At 40.8% G+C, this 17,244-nt stretch carries 15 protein-coding genes; 12 read left to right on the forward strand and 3 right to left on the reverse strand.

Annotated features, from left to right (window positions below; translation table 11 throughout):
• A partial coding sequence (locus H5089_RS16035; RefSeq protein WP_182712642.1) for an Ig-like domain-containing protein occupies positions 1-5,829 on the forward strand: 5,829 nt, incomplete at its 5' end.
• Positions 5,830-5,976: 147 nt separating this feature from the next.
• On the opposite strand, the gene flgN is transcribed toward H5089_RS16035, so the two are convergent.
• The 3 genes from flgN to flgA all read right to left on the reverse strand — a co-directional run bounded on the left by flgN (position 5,977) and on the right by flgA (position 7,505).
• A complete protein-coding gene (gene flgN, locus H5089_RS16040) occupies positions 5,977-6,408 on the reverse strand; it encodes a flagellar protein FlgN (RefSeq protein ID WP_182672290.1) in 432 nt (143 codons plus the stop codon).
• Positions 6,401-6,721, reverse strand: coding sequence for a flagellar biosynthesis anti-sigma factor FlgM (gene flgM, locus H5089_RS16045; protein ID WP_002959436.1), 321 nt, complete (start codon positions 6,719-6,721; stop codon positions 6,401-6,403). The genes flgN and flgM overlap by 8 nt, the downstream gene beginning before the upstream one ends.
• A gap of 76 nt (positions 6,722-6,797) precedes the next feature.
• On the reverse strand, positions 6,798-7,505 hold the full coding sequence (gene flgA, locus H5089_RS16050; protein WP_007581857.1) for a flagellar basal body P-ring formation chaperone FlgA: 708 nt from the start codon (positions 7,503-7,505) through the stop codon (positions 6,798-6,800).
• Between the two features lie 140 nt (positions 7,506-7,645).
• On the opposite strand from flgA, the gene H5089_RS16055 reads away from it, so the two are divergent.
• The 11 genes from H5089_RS16055 to flgJ all read left to right on the forward strand — a co-directional run bounded on the left by H5089_RS16055 (position 7,646) and on the right by flgJ (position 17,244).
• Positions 7,646-8,578, forward strand: coding sequence for a chemotaxis protein CheV (locus H5089_RS16055; protein ID WP_002959434.1), 933 nt, complete (start codon positions 7,646-7,648; stop codon positions 8,576-8,578).
• Positions 8,579-8,598: 20 nt separating this feature from the next.
• Positions 8,599-9,429, forward strand: coding sequence for a protein-glutamate O-methyltransferase CheR (locus tag H5089_RS16060; protein WP_138488696.1), 831 nt, complete (start codon positions 8,599-8,601; stop codon positions 9,427-9,429).
• Between the two features lie 145 nt (positions 9,430-9,574).
• Entirely contained in the window at positions 9,575-9,982 is a 408-nt protein-coding gene (gene flgB, locus H5089_RS16065) for a flagellar basal body rod protein FlgB (protein ID WP_002959431.1), read from the forward strand.
• A gap of 5 nt (positions 9,983-9,987) precedes the next feature.
• Positions 9,988-10,419 carry a flagellar basal body rod protein FlgC gene (flgC, locus tag H5089_RS16070; protein WP_002959429.1) on the forward strand — a complete coding sequence of 144 codons (432 nt, stop codon included), beginning with the start codon at positions 9,988-9,990 and terminating at the stop codon, positions 10,417-10,419.
• A gap of 13 nt (positions 10,420-10,432) precedes the next feature.
• Entirely contained in the window at positions 10,433-11,113 is a 681-nt protein-coding gene (locus H5089_RS16075; RefSeq protein ID WP_002959427.1) for a flagellar hook assembly protein FlgD, read from the forward strand.
• A 60-nt stretch (positions 11,114-11,173) separates the two neighbouring features.
• Entirely contained in the window at positions 11,174-12,544 is a 1,371-nt protein-coding gene (gene flgE, locus H5089_RS16080; RefSeq protein ID WP_182695488.1) for a flagellar hook protein FlgE, read from the forward strand.
• 157 nt (positions 12,545-12,701) lie between these two features.
• Positions 12,702-13,445, forward strand: coding sequence for a flagellar basal body rod protein FlgF (locus tag H5089_RS16085; protein WP_024589964.1), 744 nt, complete (start codon positions 12,702-12,704; stop codon positions 13,443-13,445).
• Between the two features lie 21 nt (positions 13,446-13,466).
• A complete protein-coding gene (gene flgG / locus H5089_RS16090) occupies positions 13,467-14,255 on the forward strand; it encodes a flagellar basal-body rod protein FlgG (RefSeq protein ID WP_002959420.1) in 789 nt (262 codons plus the stop codon).
• Between the two features lie 16 nt (positions 14,256-14,271).
• Positions 14,272-14,955, forward strand: coding sequence for a flagellar basal body L-ring protein FlgH (gene flgH, locus H5089_RS16095; protein ID WP_002959418.1), 684 nt, complete (start codon positions 14,272-14,274; stop codon positions 14,953-14,955).
• Positions 14,956-14,966: 11 nt separating this feature from the next.
• The gene (locus H5089_RS16100) at positions 14,967-16,061 is read left to right on the forward strand and encodes a flagellar basal body P-ring protein FlgI (protein WP_182712643.1); all 1,095 of its coding nucleotides are present in this window, start codon (positions 14,967-14,969) and stop codon (positions 16,059-16,061) included.
• A gap of 166 nt (positions 16,062-16,227) precedes the next feature.
• Positions 16,228-17,244, forward strand: a complete 1,017-nt coding sequence (gene flgJ, locus H5089_RS16105; RefSeq protein ID WP_182712644.1) for a flagellar assembly peptidoglycan hydrolase FlgJ — start codon at positions 16,228-16,230, stop codon at positions 17,242-17,244.

Genomic DNA, 17,244 nt, shown 5'->3' on the forward strand with positions numbered 1-17,244 from the left:
ACCGATGCCAATGGTAACTGGAGTGCGACACCAACAGGCACATTAGCTGAAGGGAATTATAGCGTTAGCGCCAGCATCACTGATGCAGCGGGCAACACAGGTACAGGTACAGACAGTGGCGAAGTAGACGTAACTGCTCCTGAACTTGAAATTATTCCATCGTTTTTATTAGGTAATTTAGTTTCTCTTTCGGGGGATTCTGATTTACCAGGAGGCTCTGTAATCACTATTACAGAGTACCTAGTTGGTGGGTTAGTTGGCGCAACTTATACAGCAACGACAAATCCTGATGGTACCTGGGGGCTTGCAAACATAACAGTACCTTTACTAAACCTTGCCTATGTGACTGCCAGTGCAACGGATGCCGCTGGTAATGTCAGAACAATCAATACACTTGATTTTGATAACGTAGCACCAGAACTAACCGTTAGTGTTGATGCTTTATCTAATGACAGTACGCCAGTAATTAGCGGCACCACCGATATGGGGCAAGGCACGGTAATTAATATAACCGTGACTGATAGTGAAGGAGAAAGCCAAGCGTTTACTGCGACAGTTCAAGCCGATGGCGACTGGTCTGTTGCTGTACCAGCAGAGCTAGCGCAAGGTCAATACACTGTTGTTGCAGAGGTTAGAGACAGTGTTGGTAATTTAACAACGCAGCAGGCTCAAGGTGAAATAGATAGCGTTGCTCCTACATTAATTGTGAACGAAGTTAACGCGACAATAGATACAACCCCTACAATTTCAGGCACGAGTAATGAGATTGGTGCTGATGTAACCATTCTTATCGGCGGTCAAACACTAACAGCAACAGTGGGTACTGATGGCAATTGGCAAGTAGATGTCCCCGTAGCACTTGTTGATGGTGATTATACGGCTCAAGTAAGTGTTACCGATGACGCTAATAATATCAGCAACACGACAATTGATTTAACAATTGATACCCAAGTACCTGTTATTGTACTTAATGATATAACTGTATTTAACACTGAGACACCAGTTATAAATGGTACTTCAACTGAACCACAGGATACGGTGGTCGATATTGTTATTACAGATAGCAACGGTGATATACATACTTTAACCGCAATAGTTGATGATAACGGCGATTGGCAAGTTACGGCGCCAAGCTTGCCTGATGGTAATTATGATGTAGAGGTAAGTATTACCGATGATGCTGGCAATCAAGGTGTGGATACAGGCTCGAGCTTTATTGATACTCAAGCACCAAGTATTACTATAAACGCATTAGGTACAATTAATGACAGCACGCCAACTATTTCAGGCACATCCAATGAACCTGAAAACACGAGTATTACAGTAACTATGACCGATGCAGATAGTACCGAGACTTACACAACTGTTGTTGGTGCAGGTGGTGCTTGGACTGTAGATATTACAGATGCACTGACTGATGGTGAAGTTACAGTTTCTGCAAGTGTTACTGATGCCGCAGGGAATGAATCAGTTGCAAATAGTACCGCAACGTTAAATACCAATGCGCCTACAATTAATATTAATACAATTGTTGATACAAACGATCAAACACCAGCAATATCAGGCACAAGTAGTGCGGCAGATAACACAGAAATCACGGTTGTCATAACTGACGTTAATAACGTTTCACATACTGTAACTACAACTGTGGTAGGTGGGATCTGGAGTGTTGATGCGACAGATATTCTACCTGAAGGTGAATTTACTGTTTCGGCAAGTGTAACTGAAGGAGGCTTAACGAGTAATACAACAGGTAGCGGTGTTATCGATTTAACTCCACCAGCACTTAATATTACACCGCTTACAATTTCAAATGATACAACGCCAACAATTTCAGGCACAACTACAGCTCCACAAGGCGCCATAGTCGCTATTTTAATTACAGATAGCTTAGGTGCAGAGCAAACGGTTAATGCTACTGTTGGTGCAAATGGCACATGGTCAGTCGCTGCAAGTACAGAGTTGAGCGAGGGCACTTACACGGTTTTAGCTTCAACAACAGATACTGCCGGTAATCCTGTAAACACAAGTATTACAGGGGAAGTTGACATAACAGCGCCAGTTGTGACCATTAACGATATTGCTGGAAGTACCGATCTAACTCCAGGTATTTCAGGAAGTGTGACAGGTGCTAATGTGGGTGATGCTGTTGCAGTGGTATTCACTGATGCACAAGGTAATGAGCACACTGTAAATACAACGGTTCAAACTGGAGGTGTATGGTCTGTAGAGGCAAGTAGCTCTCTTTCACAAGGAGATTATTCAGTTGAAGCATTTGTTACTGACAGCGCTGGTAATACCGGGGACGCAACAAATACAGCAACCATTGATACAATTGCTCCTGAAATTAGTATTAATCAAAGTTCATTAATACTAACTCAAGATAGCACTCCATTAATTAGTGGCACGTCTAACGAGGCAAATACAAACGTTATTGTTACCTTTACTGATTCTGCTGGAGTTTCTCATCAAATGACCGTTCAAACCGATGGCAATGGAGACTGGCAAGCGGCTGCTAATAATATTTTAGCTGACGGTGTTTACAGTGTTAGTGCAACTATTAGCGATGCTGCGGGCAATACTTCGGTCGACAATAAAACCGGTGGTGAGGTTGATACTGTGGGACCAGAGCTAACAATTGTGCCTTCCTTCCTATTAGGTCAGTTGGTTTCTTTATCTGGTACATCTGATTTGGGCGAAGGTAAAACCGTTACGGTTACTCTAGAGCTTGCAGGTGATTTACTCGATTTAACATACGATGTAACCACAGATGCCAATGGTGATTGGGAGCTATTAGGCCTAGCAGTTAATGTTATTGGCTTATCGGTTGTTGAAGCTTCTGCAACTGATGATGCTGGTAATACAACCACTATAACTACGGCTGATGTAGACGCTTCAACCCCAGTACTGAATGCGGTGGTTGACTTTGTAACTGGAGAAGGCGATTTACCAATAATTAGTGGTACGACCGACCAAGCACCAGGCACTGAAGTGCTAGTTAGAGTGGTGGATAGCGAAAATGTAGTACAAGAGCTTACTGCAATAGTACAAGATGACAATACGTGGGTAGTACAGGTACCTCAATCATTGGCTGAAGGTACATTTAGCATAACAGTTGACGTATTAAGTGAGGTCGGCATTACTACCACGCAACTACTTGACGGAGTTGTAGATACAATATCGCCAACACTTGGCTTACAGGTTATTGGTACAACATCGGATTCAACGCCAATTATCCAAGGTACCAGTGATTTAATTAATGGTGTTGTTGAAATACAACTTGATGGTGGTTCAGTTTTAACCACTACGGTTAATGCAGCTGGATTATTTTCACTCGAGGTAGATGTACTAACTGAAGGGCAACATGTGGCTAATGTAAGCATTACAGATGAAGCAGAAAACGTAGTTACTGATACGCTTGAATTCGTCGTTGATACGCTAGTGCCAGTGGTTGGAATTTTACCACTGAGCATTAGCAACACTGATATATTAACAATTTCAGGTACATCGGAAGAAACACCCGGTACAGACATTGACGTAACAGTTATTGGTAGCAATGGTGATGAAACAGTATTTGATGCTGTAGTTGGTAGCGATGGCACGTGGTCATTAGTAACCACCAGCTTATCAGATGGTGTTTATGATGTGTATGCGAGTATTACTGATGCCGCAGGTAATATTGGGCAGTCAGCCATTGAACAAGTAACTATAGACACCATTCCACCAGCGTTAGAGATAGATGCGTTTGGAGTACTTAATACTCTAACACCAACAATTACAGGCTCCAGCGATGAGGAAGTAGGAAGTTCAATTACAGTAAATATCACTGACTCAACAGCCGCAGTACAAACAGTTACTGCTACTGTTTTAGGCGATGGTACTTGGTCTGTCATTGCTCCTTTATTACCTGAAGGAGAAATTACAGTTGAGGCCATAAGTACCGATAGCGCTGGTAATACAACCACTGTAAATCAAATAGGTACTGTCAGTACAACCCTGCCAAGTTTGTTGATAAACCCAATAATTGATACAAGCGATACAACCCCTACTATTAGTGGTACTACCGATGTAATAAACGGCAATGTAGAAGTCGTTATTACTGACAGTGACGGTACCGCTACCACTTATAATACAACGGCTATAGCAGGTATGTGGACTCTAATACCTACAACACCATTAGCTGAAGGCGCCTTTACTGTAAGTGCTACAGTTGAAGACTTAGGGCTTTCAAGCTCTACAAGTCTTGGTGGAATAATTGATTTAACACCACCAACAGTTGAAGTTGATCAATTATCTGTAACCAATAACCCGCTACCGACTATAACAGGTATAAGTGATGCACCAGCAGGTACAAATGTGAGTGTTGTTATTACTGATGCTAATAACGATTCACAAACTATTACCGCTCAAGTTGCAGGCAATGGCACATGGTCAGTCACAGCTACCACCGCGCTTAGTGAAGGTAGTTTTAGCGCTACTGCGACAGTGAGTGATGCTGCGGGTAACTCATCAAGCGATACAATGGTGTCAAGTACAGACTTCACTGCACCAATTATAGTGATAGACCCAATTACAGTAGGGCAAGATACAACGCCTACTGTTACGGGGTCAGTAACCGGAAGTTTTACAGGTGCAGCGGTTATAGTTATGTTTACAGATTCTGCAGGCGCCACTCACAATGTTGAAACAACCGTTGGCACTGATGGAACTTGGAGCGTGACATCAGCAGAAGTAATTCCTGAGGGTAACTACAGCGTAGATGTAAGCATTGCTGATGGTGCAGGTAATACCGGTACGCAATCATCAAGTAGCGCAATTGACTCAGGTATTACAATTGACTCAGGGTTAGTACTAACAGCAGAGCAAACACCTCTTGTTACGGGGACTGCCGCTCCAGGTGAGTCTGTAACTGTTACTTTTAGTGGTCCAACTGAAAGTATTGTATTAATAGAAACTGTTAATGCATCGGGTGTATGGAGTGCTACAGCTAATACTGACTTAGCTGATGGTGAGTACACAGTAACAGCTGTAGCAACTGATACATCAGGTAATACAACTTCAAGCGGTAGTATATCTGGATTGGTTATTGATACTACACCGATCAACTTTACAGTAGAACCTGAGTACTTACTTAATTTATTGGGTATAGGGATATTGGTTGGCTACGAAGGGACATCTGATGGCGGTGAGGGAAGTAAGGTCTATATTCTCGACTCATTAGTTTTAGGCATTGATTTAGCATTAACTTCAGCGCCATATGCAGTTGTAGATGCTCAAGGTAATTGGGACTCTACCAACTTAGATCTGAATGCTTTAGGTTTACTGGGTACAGGTCTTGAAAACACGTATTTCTATACTGTGGACGAAGCTGGTAATTACCAAGTTAAAAATGGTAATGATGTGTTTATCGAGTCCGGCAATATTTACACCTCTGAATCAGGCTCAGCCTCTGGCGACACAATCCCTACATCATTTAGCGAAGAGTCGGCTCTAGGCGATACAACCCCTAATGAAGTTTCAAGCAATAACGTATTAAGCACTGAAACGATTGATTTAGGTAACTTGAGTGGTCTATCAGCACCTGAGCAAACTGTGCAAGTGAGTTCGGCTGAACCGCTTAATATTAATGACGTAATCATTGATGAAGATGCAGAGCAGCTTATAGCGCTAAATACACTGGTTGAGGATGAAGGCTCTGCAATTGCTTATACTCCAGCTCAAAGTGGAGGAAGCATTGATGCAGCAGCACCTGCGGTTGATGTACAAAATCAATCGGAAGAGATGATTAAACACTTAATTGAAAGTAGTAATAATCAAACGGATATTTAATATCAATAAAGCCCTCTTAATTATTTTTTAAGGGGGCTTACATTATTAAGCAAATTAATATTATTTATAACGAAATTTAAGAACAAAGGACATTAAAAAAGCCTTATTGATAAATCAATAAGGCTTTTTTAATGTAAAATTTTGGGCTTACGCTTTTAAATTACGAACCAGTTTACTCTCGGTATTTACAGATTTACCGGCTTGGTCGTAGGTCATTGACGTTGGTGCGCCAATTAATATCTCTTTTAATTGTTTAACACTAAGCTGCGCTTGACGGGCAGCATGAGCATTAACATTATTTTGTTTTTGGCATTGCGCAAGTTGAGTTTTAACTTGGCTTATTAGCTCAGATATTTCAGGATTTTGTGTATCGTTACTGGCAATTAGCTTACTTAGCTCTTTATCTAGAGTGCTTAGCTTAGTTAAAAAAGACATTTTTTGTTGGGCAATTTCTTTTAAACCAGCACCACGTCGTGAGGCAATAGCAGTAAGCTCATCGTTTAATAGCGTGTGTAAAGAGTCTAAACAACTTACTTGTTGGTTTAGCTTTACGCTAATTAAACTATTATGATCAGCCATACACGTTAAACTCAAAATCAGCTAAGTTTTTAGCAAGCTTTTCACTGTCCACTTGGTATTTACCTTCAGTTATTGCTTTTTTTAGCTCAGCAACTTTATCGCTGTCAAAGCCAGGCGATTGCTGTGCTTTATCTTGAAGCGTTTTTAATTGCTGCGCTTGCGGCGTTAAACTTACAGAATCACTTGCAGCTTTAGGCGAAGGGGCCTGAGCAGCTTGTGTATTTGCGTTATCTTTTTTTAAATCAACTTGTTGCTGCTTTGCATTTGTTAACGCATTAGCTTGTTGATTACTGCCATTAACTTGATTAACCATAATAATAAACCCGTATATTACCCAACTTATGCCATGTTATCGGCATATACGTAGGATACTTTAGTATAAATCTAAATTAAATATTCACCTGAACAGACTCTACACCATCTACTCGCGCATTTAAAACTTTACCTGATTTTTTGTTTTTTATTTGTATCTGTTCGCCCAAAGTACCGTCTTCTAAAGCAATACCTGTGGTTTTAATTCTAAGGCCCCTCAGGTTTGCGTAAATATTAACAGAGTCACCTTTACACACCATGCAAATTTGGTTTAGTAATACTGGCATACCACTTCTAATATTTCGTTTACTTCTACTACCTATTAGCATTGTGGGATCATCTAAGTACTGTATTCGTACAAAGTGAGTTGGTTTCATTTCAATACTTAAATGCGATTTAGTTATTACTTCACCGCGGGTTAAATTAGCAGTGGCAACAACAACTGGGGCCATTTCAACAACTCTTACATGAACGTATTGAGCCCACGTTTGAGCATCATTACACTTGGCTTGTAAGGTTACTTGGCGGTTAAATGGTGGCTCATCGGATGTTGATAATTCAAGCTCTGTATTACAGACACGATCAGGAATGCGACTGTCTAAAGGCAGAGCACTTAATTGAGTATTAGTATTTTGTAATGTACCAATTTGCTTAGCTATGTAAGCAACGGCCATGTCTTGTAATAAATCTTTACTAAACACTTTAGCTTGCAAAGGGAATACAAAGCACAAGCTAGTAACAAAATAAAAAACACTGTATCTTCTGATTTTTTTTAACAAACTCATAATGTTTCGACTATGCTTATGGTTTCAAACAGGGTATAAATATTTTGCGTCAAAAAGTAGACGCACCCGCGATGTTATGTAGCTTTATAAATAGAAAGCAATTATCGTTCCGTATTATTTGTTTTCTTTAGGAGATTTGAATGGCAGGCATTTTAGACTCAGTAAACCAACGCACACAGTTGGTTGGGCAGAACCGCCTAGAATTACTTTTATTTAAGCTCAGAGGGCGTCAGCGTTTTGGTATTAATGTATTTAAAGTGAGAGAAGTGCTGCAATGCCCTCCACTAACAAGCATGCCAAAATCTAATCCGTATATTCGTGGTGTTGCACATATTCGTGGTCAAACCATTTCGGTTATTGATTTATCAATGGCTGTAGGTGGGCGCCCAATCGACAACATTAAAGACAGCTTTATAATCATTGCTGAATACAATCGCTCTGTGCAAGGGTTTTTAGTGGGCGGAGTTGAACGTATTGTAAATATGAATTGGGAAAAAATAATGCCACCGCCATCAGGCGCCGGACGTTATTCATATTTAACAGCAGTGACCGAAATCGAAAATGAATTAGTCGAGATTCTCGATGTAGAAAAAATTCTCAACGAAATTTGTCCAGTAAACACAGAAGTAAGTGCTGAAGTTGCACAAAGTGGCGATATTCAAAGAGATTTAGGCGAACGTATCGTATTTATTGCAGATGACTCTGCTGTTGCCCGTAATCAAGTTAAACGAGCCTTAGAGCCGCTAGGTGTTCAAACAGAGCTTGCTAAAAATGGTAAGGAAGCTTTAATTAGGCTTAAAGAAATAGCAGAGCTTGATTGTAAAAATGATATTACAGAGCGAGTAGCATTACTTATCTCAGACGTTGAAATGCCAGAAATGGACGGCTATACCTTAACAGCTGAAATAAAAGCAGATCCCAAACTTGCACCTTTGCATGTTATTTTGCATACCTCTTTGAGTGGTGTTTTTAACCAAGCGATGATTGAAAAAGTAGGGGCAGATGACTTTATTGCTAAATTTAACCCAGATGAATTAGCAACAGCGGTTAAAAAGTGGGTTCATTGTGATTAACAAAAATAGGTGCTACTAACTTGAATAATAAAGATTTGCAGCAAAGTGAATACGACCAGTTTCGTTCGTTTTTAGAGCAGCAATGCGGCATTGTTTTAGGTGAAAATAAACAGTATTTAGTTAAAAGCCGACTTGCTCCGTTAATGACTCGATTTAATGTGGGATCTTTATCGGAATTGGTTAGTAAAACTCTCGGGCCTCATGAGCGGCAATTAAGAGCCGCTGTGGTTGATGCAATGACCACCAACGAAACTTTGTGGTTTAGAGATCAATACCCATTTGAGTTACTCCAAAACAAGCTTTTCCCTGAATTTAAAGATTTAAGAAGACCTTTAAAAATTTGGTCTGCTGCCAGTTCGTCAGGCCAAGAACCTTATTCAATAGCTATGTCGGTTGCTGAATTTAATGCTAAGCAACCAGGTGTGCTTCGTATGGGGGCACAAATTATTGGTACCGACATATCTAATACCATGCTTGATATGTGTAAAAATGCAGAGTACGACGCGCTGGCACTCGCCAGAGGGTTATCTGCAGAGCGTCGTAAAAAGTTTTTTAAAGACAGCGGCAACGGTATGGCACAAGTAAACGATACAATAAAAAAACAAGTTAGTTTTAGGCATTTAAATCTGCTTGATTCTTACGCGTTAATGGGCAAGTTTGATATTATTTTTTGCCGAAATGTACTAATTTATTTTGCGCCTGAAATAAAAGCTAAAATTATTAACCAGTTTGCACAAGCGTTAAATCCAAACGGTTACCTATTTTTAGGCGCGTCAGAGTCCCTAACTGGCCTAAGTACTGAATTTGATATGGTTAGGTGCAACCCTGGTATTATTTACCAAAAGAAGTAATTAAGCTAACTCCCTTCCCTAAAACGACGCACCTAGCGTCGTTTTTCTATTTAGATACATAGCCTTATAAAAATATAGCAAGCCCTAATATTAATGGCTTATTTTTTGCTTTATTAATGGGTAAGTCAATTTTTTGGAGAAGGTTATGGCTATCAGTTTTGATAAAGCATTAGGTGTGCATCCGCAAGCCATGTTGATCCGTTCACAGCGAGCTGAATTAATTGCAACTAATATAGCTAACGCTGATACGCCTGGCTATAAAGCAAAAGATATTGATTTTGCCTCTGCATTAAAAGCGGCAAGGTCAACCCAGCAAAGCGGCAATACTATGGTAAGAACTAATGATAAACACATTGGTGGAGGTACTCATAGTATGGGCAGTTCAGAATCATTTCGTTTGCCAAATCAATCAGATACAGGTGATGGTAACTCGGTTGATATACAAGTGGAACGAAACTTGTATACACAGAATGCTATGGAGTATCAGGCCAGCTTGCAATTTTTAAGCGGCAAATTTAAAGGCCTGAATAAAGCTCTCGGTAGTCAAGGATAAAAATTATGAGTTTATATAATGTTTTCGATATTGCAGGTTCGGGTATGAGCGCACAAAACGTTCGCTTAAATACTACAGCTAGTAATATTTCTAATGCTAACACCATTAGTTCATCTCAAGACAAAACGTACCGAGCGCGCCAACCTGTATTTGCGGCTGAGCTAACAAAGGCTTCAGCATCAGTAAGTAACCAGCAGGGCTCCGCAGTTGGTGTTAAAGTTTTGGGCATTGTTGAAAGCGATGCACCATTACAAATTGAATATAACCCAAACCATCCAAGTGCGGATGAAAATGGCTATATCTATAAACCCAACGTTAATGTTGTAGAGGAGATGGCAAATATGATTTCTGCCTCTCGTTCTTACCAAACAAACGTGCAAGTTGCTGATGCAGCTAAGCAAATGCTAAGTAAAACACTGTTGCTAGGGCAGCGGTAACCGAGGGTAGGTTATGAGTAACGATATTAGTACATCTTCATCCTATTTAGACTCTATACGCTGGCAAGAGCAACAAGTTGCTACCAGTGATAATGAGAGTGATGCGTTAACACAAGAAGACTTTTTCTCTTTGTTAACTCAGCAATTATCGTATCAGGATCCCAGTAACCCTGCGGATAATGACCAAATGATTGCTCAAATGACGAGCTTTACGATGGCGCAAGGGATTACAGATTTAAATACTAACTTTGAATCTTTAGCCTCTTCAATGACATCTAATTCAGCACTGCAAGCATCTACACTTGTAGGCAAACAAGCTTTACTAGAGTCAAACACCCTGGATTTAAATGAAACAGGTGATGCCAGAGGCTCTGCAGTGGCAGAAGAAGCCGTTGATAACTTAAAAATTAAAGTTACTGATGCATCAGGTCAGCTAGTAAGAACTATTGATATGGGTTCTCAGCCAGCAGGTGCGGTACGTTTTGCGTGGGATGGCAAAAATGAAGCTGGTGAGCGTTTACCTGAAGGTGAATACTCAGTAACCGCAGAAGGAAGTACTGACGGTGAATTTTCAAGCTTACCCATTGCTACATTTAAGAACATTGAAAGCGTTAATATTAATGGCTCAAGTGGCATTATTATTAACACTAAAGAAGGTGCGGTTAGGTTGACAGACGTCGCAGAAATCGCGTAATAAATTTTAATTATACTTCGCCTGTCAGCAGGCTAAATATTAACAGGTTAGAGGTGAATTATGAGCTTCAATATTGCATTAACTGGCTTAGCTGCCGCACAAAAAGATTTAGACGTAACTGCAAATAATATTGCAAACGTTAATACCACAGGTTTTAAAGAGTCACGCGCTGAGTTTGCCGATGTTTACGCATCGTCAGTATTTAGCTCTGGTAAGACTAAAAATGGTGACGGTGTGCAAACAACCATGGTTGCGCAGCAGTTTCATCAAGGCTCACTACAATTTACAAATAACTCACTTGATTTAGCAATCACTGGTGAAGGTTATTTTGCGATGACTGACGATTTATCTTCGCAAGATTTAACATATACACGTGCAGGTGCATTTAAGCTTAACCAAGATAACTTTATGGTTGACGCAAAAGGTAACTTTTTACAAGCATTCCCTGTTGACTCATCTACAGGTGATACAACGTCGGTAAGTTTGAGCACAACTGATCCAATTCAAATCCCTGATTCGTCTGGTTCTCCTCGCGCAACCGAAAATGTATTTTTGTCGTTTAACTTAGATGCAACGGCGGATCCAACAGGTCTAGATTTTGACCCTACATCCAGTGGTACTTATAACTCATCTACGTCAACAACAGTATATGATTCACTAGGTGAACCTCACATTTTACAATACTTTTTTGCCAAAGAAGATGATGCCGCAGCAGGTGGTATAGATAACAGTTGGAAAGTATATGCAACTCTCGATGGCAAAGTAGTTGATGGCACAACTGGTGGAGAACAAACAACGACACCTTATACACCACTGACCACCCTAGGTTTTGACTCAAGTGGTTTACCATCAACAACAGGTGGTGTGGCAAATACAAATACAACTACTTTTGATGAAATATTACTACCAGCGGGTTCTGGTGCTGGTTTATCAACATTACTAGACAATGGTGCAACTTTCCCAGGTACTGGTATTGAGCTTAACTGGCGCGATGAAAATAACACGGCTGGACGTATCCCAACTCAGTATTCAAGTGGTTTTGAAGTAAAAGCACTCGATCAAGATGGCTCAACAGTAGGTCGTTTAGCCGGAATTGATATAGGAACAGACGGTAAAATTGTCGCTTCTTACAGTAACGGTGACTCAACATTCCTAGGGCAAGTGGCTATGGTGCGTTTTCCGAACTCACAAGGGTTATCACAAGTGGGTGATACAAGCTGGAAGCAAAGTATTGATTCAGGTGAACCTGTAGCGGGCGAAGCCGGTTCGGGTACGTTTGGTGGAATTAACTCATCAGCGCTTGAGCAATCAAATACTAATCTTACAAACGAGCTTGTAGACTTAATTACTGCACAGCGTAATTACCAAGCAAACTCACGTGCGCTTGAAGTTAACTCAACTATTCAGCAAAGTATTTTGCAGATTCGATAAGCTAAACCCCATTAAATATATTAGGCTGCATTTTTGCAGCCTTTTTTATAAGTCCTCTTTGTAAGCCCTTCTAAATACCTCTCAATGTTGCGTCAAATTTAATCTGGCACCTATTTTGCATTTGTAAGTTCAGAGATTTTTTATGTGAGTCGATACTATGGACAAAATGGTCTACATTGCGGCCTCTGGCGCTAAGCAAAGCCTACAAGGGCTTGCTTTAAAAGCCAATAATTTGGCGAATGCAAATACAACAGGATTTAAAGCTGACTTTGCCCAGGCGCGTTCTATGCAAGCGTTTGGCGAAGGTTTGCCTACACGTGTATTTTCAATGCAAGAGCGTCCGGGTTCAAACATGGTATCGGGTGGCATTGTTCAAACCGGGCGAGACTTAGATATCGCAATGAGCGATAACGCATGGCTTGCTGTGCAAGATGCCTCCGGTAATGAAGCTTACACAAAAGTGGGTACGTTAAACATTACTGCTCAAGGTATGCTCGTAACCAGCCATGGTCGTCAAGTTATTGGCGAAGGGGGACCTGTTATTTTACCCGTCCCAGTCGAAAAAATAGGGTTTAGCCAAGATGGCGCTATTCAAGTTCGACCACAAGGCGCTCCCGCTAACTTTTTAGAAGAAATCGACACGCTTAGAGTTGTTGAAGCAAATAGCTCACAGCTCGAAAAAGGTAACGACGGTTTATTTAGACCAAAAGCAAATGTAACAGTAGATACCTCTGCCAATGTAAAAGTTTTAAGTGGTTCGCTTGAAATGTCGAATGTGAATCCGGTTCACGAAATGGTCGACATGATAAGCCACCAGCGCCAATTTGAATTACAAGTGAAATTAATGAAAACAGCTGAAGAAATTGACGAGCGTCAAGATCAGTTATTACGCATAGTTTAACTTTAAAGTGAGGACACGATTATGAATCCAGCATTGTGGATCAGTAAAACGGGGCTAGACGCTCAACAAACCGATATATCGGTTATCTCAAATAATTTAGCGAATGCCAGTACCGTAGGTTACAAAAAAAGCCGCGCTATATTTGAAGATTTACTTTATCAAAATATTAATCAACCAGGTGGTCGTTCATCGCAAGATACCGAAATGCCGTCGGGCTTAATGTTAGGTGCGGGTGCTAAAGTTGTAGCTAACCAAAAAGAGTTTACGCAAGGCAACATGTTGACCACCGAAAACTCACTAGATTGGATGATTTCTGGCGAAGGTTTTTTTGAAGTACTGCAACCTGATGGCAATATTGCTTACTCGCGCAATGGTCAGTTTACTACCGATGGCGATGGACGAATTGTGACATCGGGCGCAGGTTACGTTATTCAGCCAGAAATGAATGTACCAGATGACGCGCAATCAATTACGGTTTCGCAAGACGGCGAAGTATCTGTACGTGTTGCAGGCCAAGCCGATAACGTTGTGATTGGTCAGCTGACTATTAGTGACTTTATTAATCCATCGGGTCTTGAGCCAATTGGTCAAAACCTTTATACCGAAACGGCTGTAAGTGGTGCGCCTGTACAAGGTAATCCTGGTGTTGAAGGGTTAGGTAGTATTATTCAAGGCTCACTCGAAACTTCAAACGTAAATGTGACTGAAGAGCTGGTAAATCTAATAGAAACTCAGCGTATTTACGAAATGAACTCAAAAGTAATTTCGGCCGTTGACGAAATGATGAGTTATATCAATCAACAGCTTTAATAGAATAGGGGGAATTATGCGTAATATTATTTTATTTGCAGCGGGCACATTATTTTTAAGTGGCTGTATGTCTACGCAAAATAGTGAGGTAGTGCAGGACGACCCTTACTACGCACCTATGTACCCCGAGCCTATTTTAGAGCCGCTGGTAGCCACAGGTTCACTGTTTAATACTCATACATCAAACGACTTATATTCTGATAAAAAAGCGCTACGTACTGGCGATATAATTACGGTTAAATTGCAAGAGTCTACTCAAGCAACAAAAGCCGCTAAAACAGAAACAGACAAAGAAACTGACGCAAGCTTAGACCCAGTGATTGGCTTAGGTGGTCTACCTGTAAATATAGGTGGCGATAGTATCCAGTTTGGTATTGGTAGTGATTCGTCGTTTACGGGTGATTCAAAATCAAACCAGTCAAACAGCTTAGTAGGCGATATTTCGGTTAATGTAATGCGCGTTTTACCTAATGGTAACTTAGTTATACGCGGCGAAAAATGGCTAACGCTTAATACCGGTGAAGAGTTTATTCGTTTAGAAGGGCTAGTACGCCCTCAAGACGTAAGCGCCGATAATACGGTTGAATCAAACCGCATTGCTAATGCACGTATTCAATACTCAGGTAAAGGGCAAACGCAAGAGGCGCAAAGTCCTGGTTGGCTTACACGTTTCTTTAGCAGTTCGCTGTTTCCATTTTAGAGGGTAACAACATGAATAGCCTTAAAGCTTTATGTTTAGTTGTGTTATTAGGTTGGCAGTTTAGCGCCAGTGCTGAGCGCATAAAAGATGTGTCTATGGTTGAAGGCGTACGCTCTAACCAATTAGTCGGTTATGGCTTAGTGGTTGGTTTACCGGGCACTGGCGAGCAAAACTCATACACACAACAAAGTTTTAGAGGCATGTTGAACAGCTTTGGTATTACGCTACCCTCAACTCAAAGCCCTAAAATTAAAAATGTTGCCGCTGTGGCGGTGCATGCAGAACTACCTGCATTTAGAAAGCCTGGGCAAGCAATCGATATTACGGTTTCTTCTATTGGTAGTGCAGGCAGCTTACGTGGCGGTACTTTACTACAAACTTTTTTAAAGGGTGTAGACGGTAACGTGTACGCAATTGCACAAGGTAGTTTAATTGTCGGTGGCTTAGGCGCACAAGGCCTTGATGGTAGTAGAGTTGTAATTAACACCCCTACAGTTGGTCGTATACCAAATGGCGCTACAGTTGAGCGCGCCGTGGAAAGCCCATTTATGCAAGGCGATTACATTACTTTTAATTTAAACCGCCCAGACTTTACAACGGCAAAACGCCTAGAAAAAACAATTAATGACTTAGTTGGCCCAAATAGCGCACAGGCAATTGATTCTGTTTCTATTCGTGTTATAGCTCCACGCGATGCATCCCAGCGTGTATCGTACTTATCAACACTCGAAAACTTAGAATTTAAGCCAGCTGATATGGCCGCTAAAATTATAGTTAACTCGCGCACAGGTACAATTGTAATTGGTAAAAACGTTAAGCTTCAGCCTGCCGCTATAACTCACGGTGGCTTAACAGTAACAATTGCAGAACAACAAAATGTGTCACAACCAAACCCGCTAGCAAACGGTGATACTGTTGTCACGCAGCAGAGCATTATTGATGTAAATCAAGATGACTCGCGCGCCTTTGTATTTAATCCAGGTGTAAGCCTTGACGATTTAGTTCGCGCAATTAACGAAGTAGGCGCAGCGCCTGGCGACTTAATGGCTATTTTAGAAGCACTAAAAGAAGCCGGCGCAATTAACGGACAGCTCGTTGTTATATAAATAACTCAAGCCAATAAATAACGTATTACTTAAGCCCTATATTTTTGAAATTAGGGCTTTTTATTTACAGCAACTTAAGTTTATTATTTTTATCTTCCTTGTTTTATCTGTAGTGGCTCAATTTTTGCATTTTTAACTGTATTATTCATTTTGTGTCAAAAAGCCGATGGAAACTAATCACCTCGATAAACAAAACTTTTTTGATTTAGGCAACTTAGATTCACTTCGTAAAGAAGCCTTAACGAGTGGCGATGCATCAACTGATGCCTCTAAAGCTGCGCTCAAAAAAGCGGCCGCACAATTTGAAGCTATTTTTACGCAAATGTTGCTCAAAGGAATGCGTAAAGCTAACGAAGCATTTGAAGACAAAGACAGCCCATTTAATTCAAGTGGCGTAAAGTTTTTTGAAGAAATGCACGATCAGCAACTTTCAACAGAGCTTTCATCAAATGGCTCGTTAGGCCTTGCCGATCTAATAGTTCAGCAGTTATCGCCTGAGTCTAAAAACTTTATGCCAGGCTCGGTGCTTAGAACAACCAACGATATTTTTAGTGATACGCAAGTCGGTTCCGCTCTTCCTCATGAGCAAAAAAATAAGCAACCCGATCTTATCGTTAAGAGTACTAAAGCCGATATTGCTGAGCCTAAAGTCGATACTGCAGAGTCTAAAACCGATAGCCCAACATTTAAAAATGCAGAAGAGTTTGTAAGTTCAGTGTGGGAACACGCTAAAACGGCAGCGCAAAAAATTGGTTTAAATCCTGCGGTAATGGTTGCACAAGCGGCACTTGAAACCGGTTGGGGTAAACACATTATTAATAAAAGTGACGGTGGCAGCTCAAATAACTTGTTTAATATTAAGTCAGATAAAAGCTGGGAAGGTGATAAAGCAAGCAAAATAACGCTTGAGTTTGAGCAAGGTACACCCGTTAAAAAACAAGCCAGCTTTAGAGCCTACGATTCAATTAAAGACAGCGTGAACGACTTCGTTGATTTTTTAACGCAAAACCCACGCTACAAAGAAGCATTACAAAATACAGCTAAACCAAACGACTTTTTAGATTCATTACAAAAAGCAGGTTATGCAACCGATCCAAATTATGCCAGCAAAATAAAAAAAGTGCTCAATAGCAGTCAGCTAAAAGACATTGCGGCAAACGTGATCCGCCAAGGAGTAGAGTAA

The organism is Pseudoalteromonas sp. SR45-1, from assembly GCF_014163655.1.
GTDB lineage: Bacteria > Pseudomonadota > Gammaproteobacteria > Enterobacterales > Alteromonadaceae > Pseudoalteromonas > Pseudoalteromonas distincta.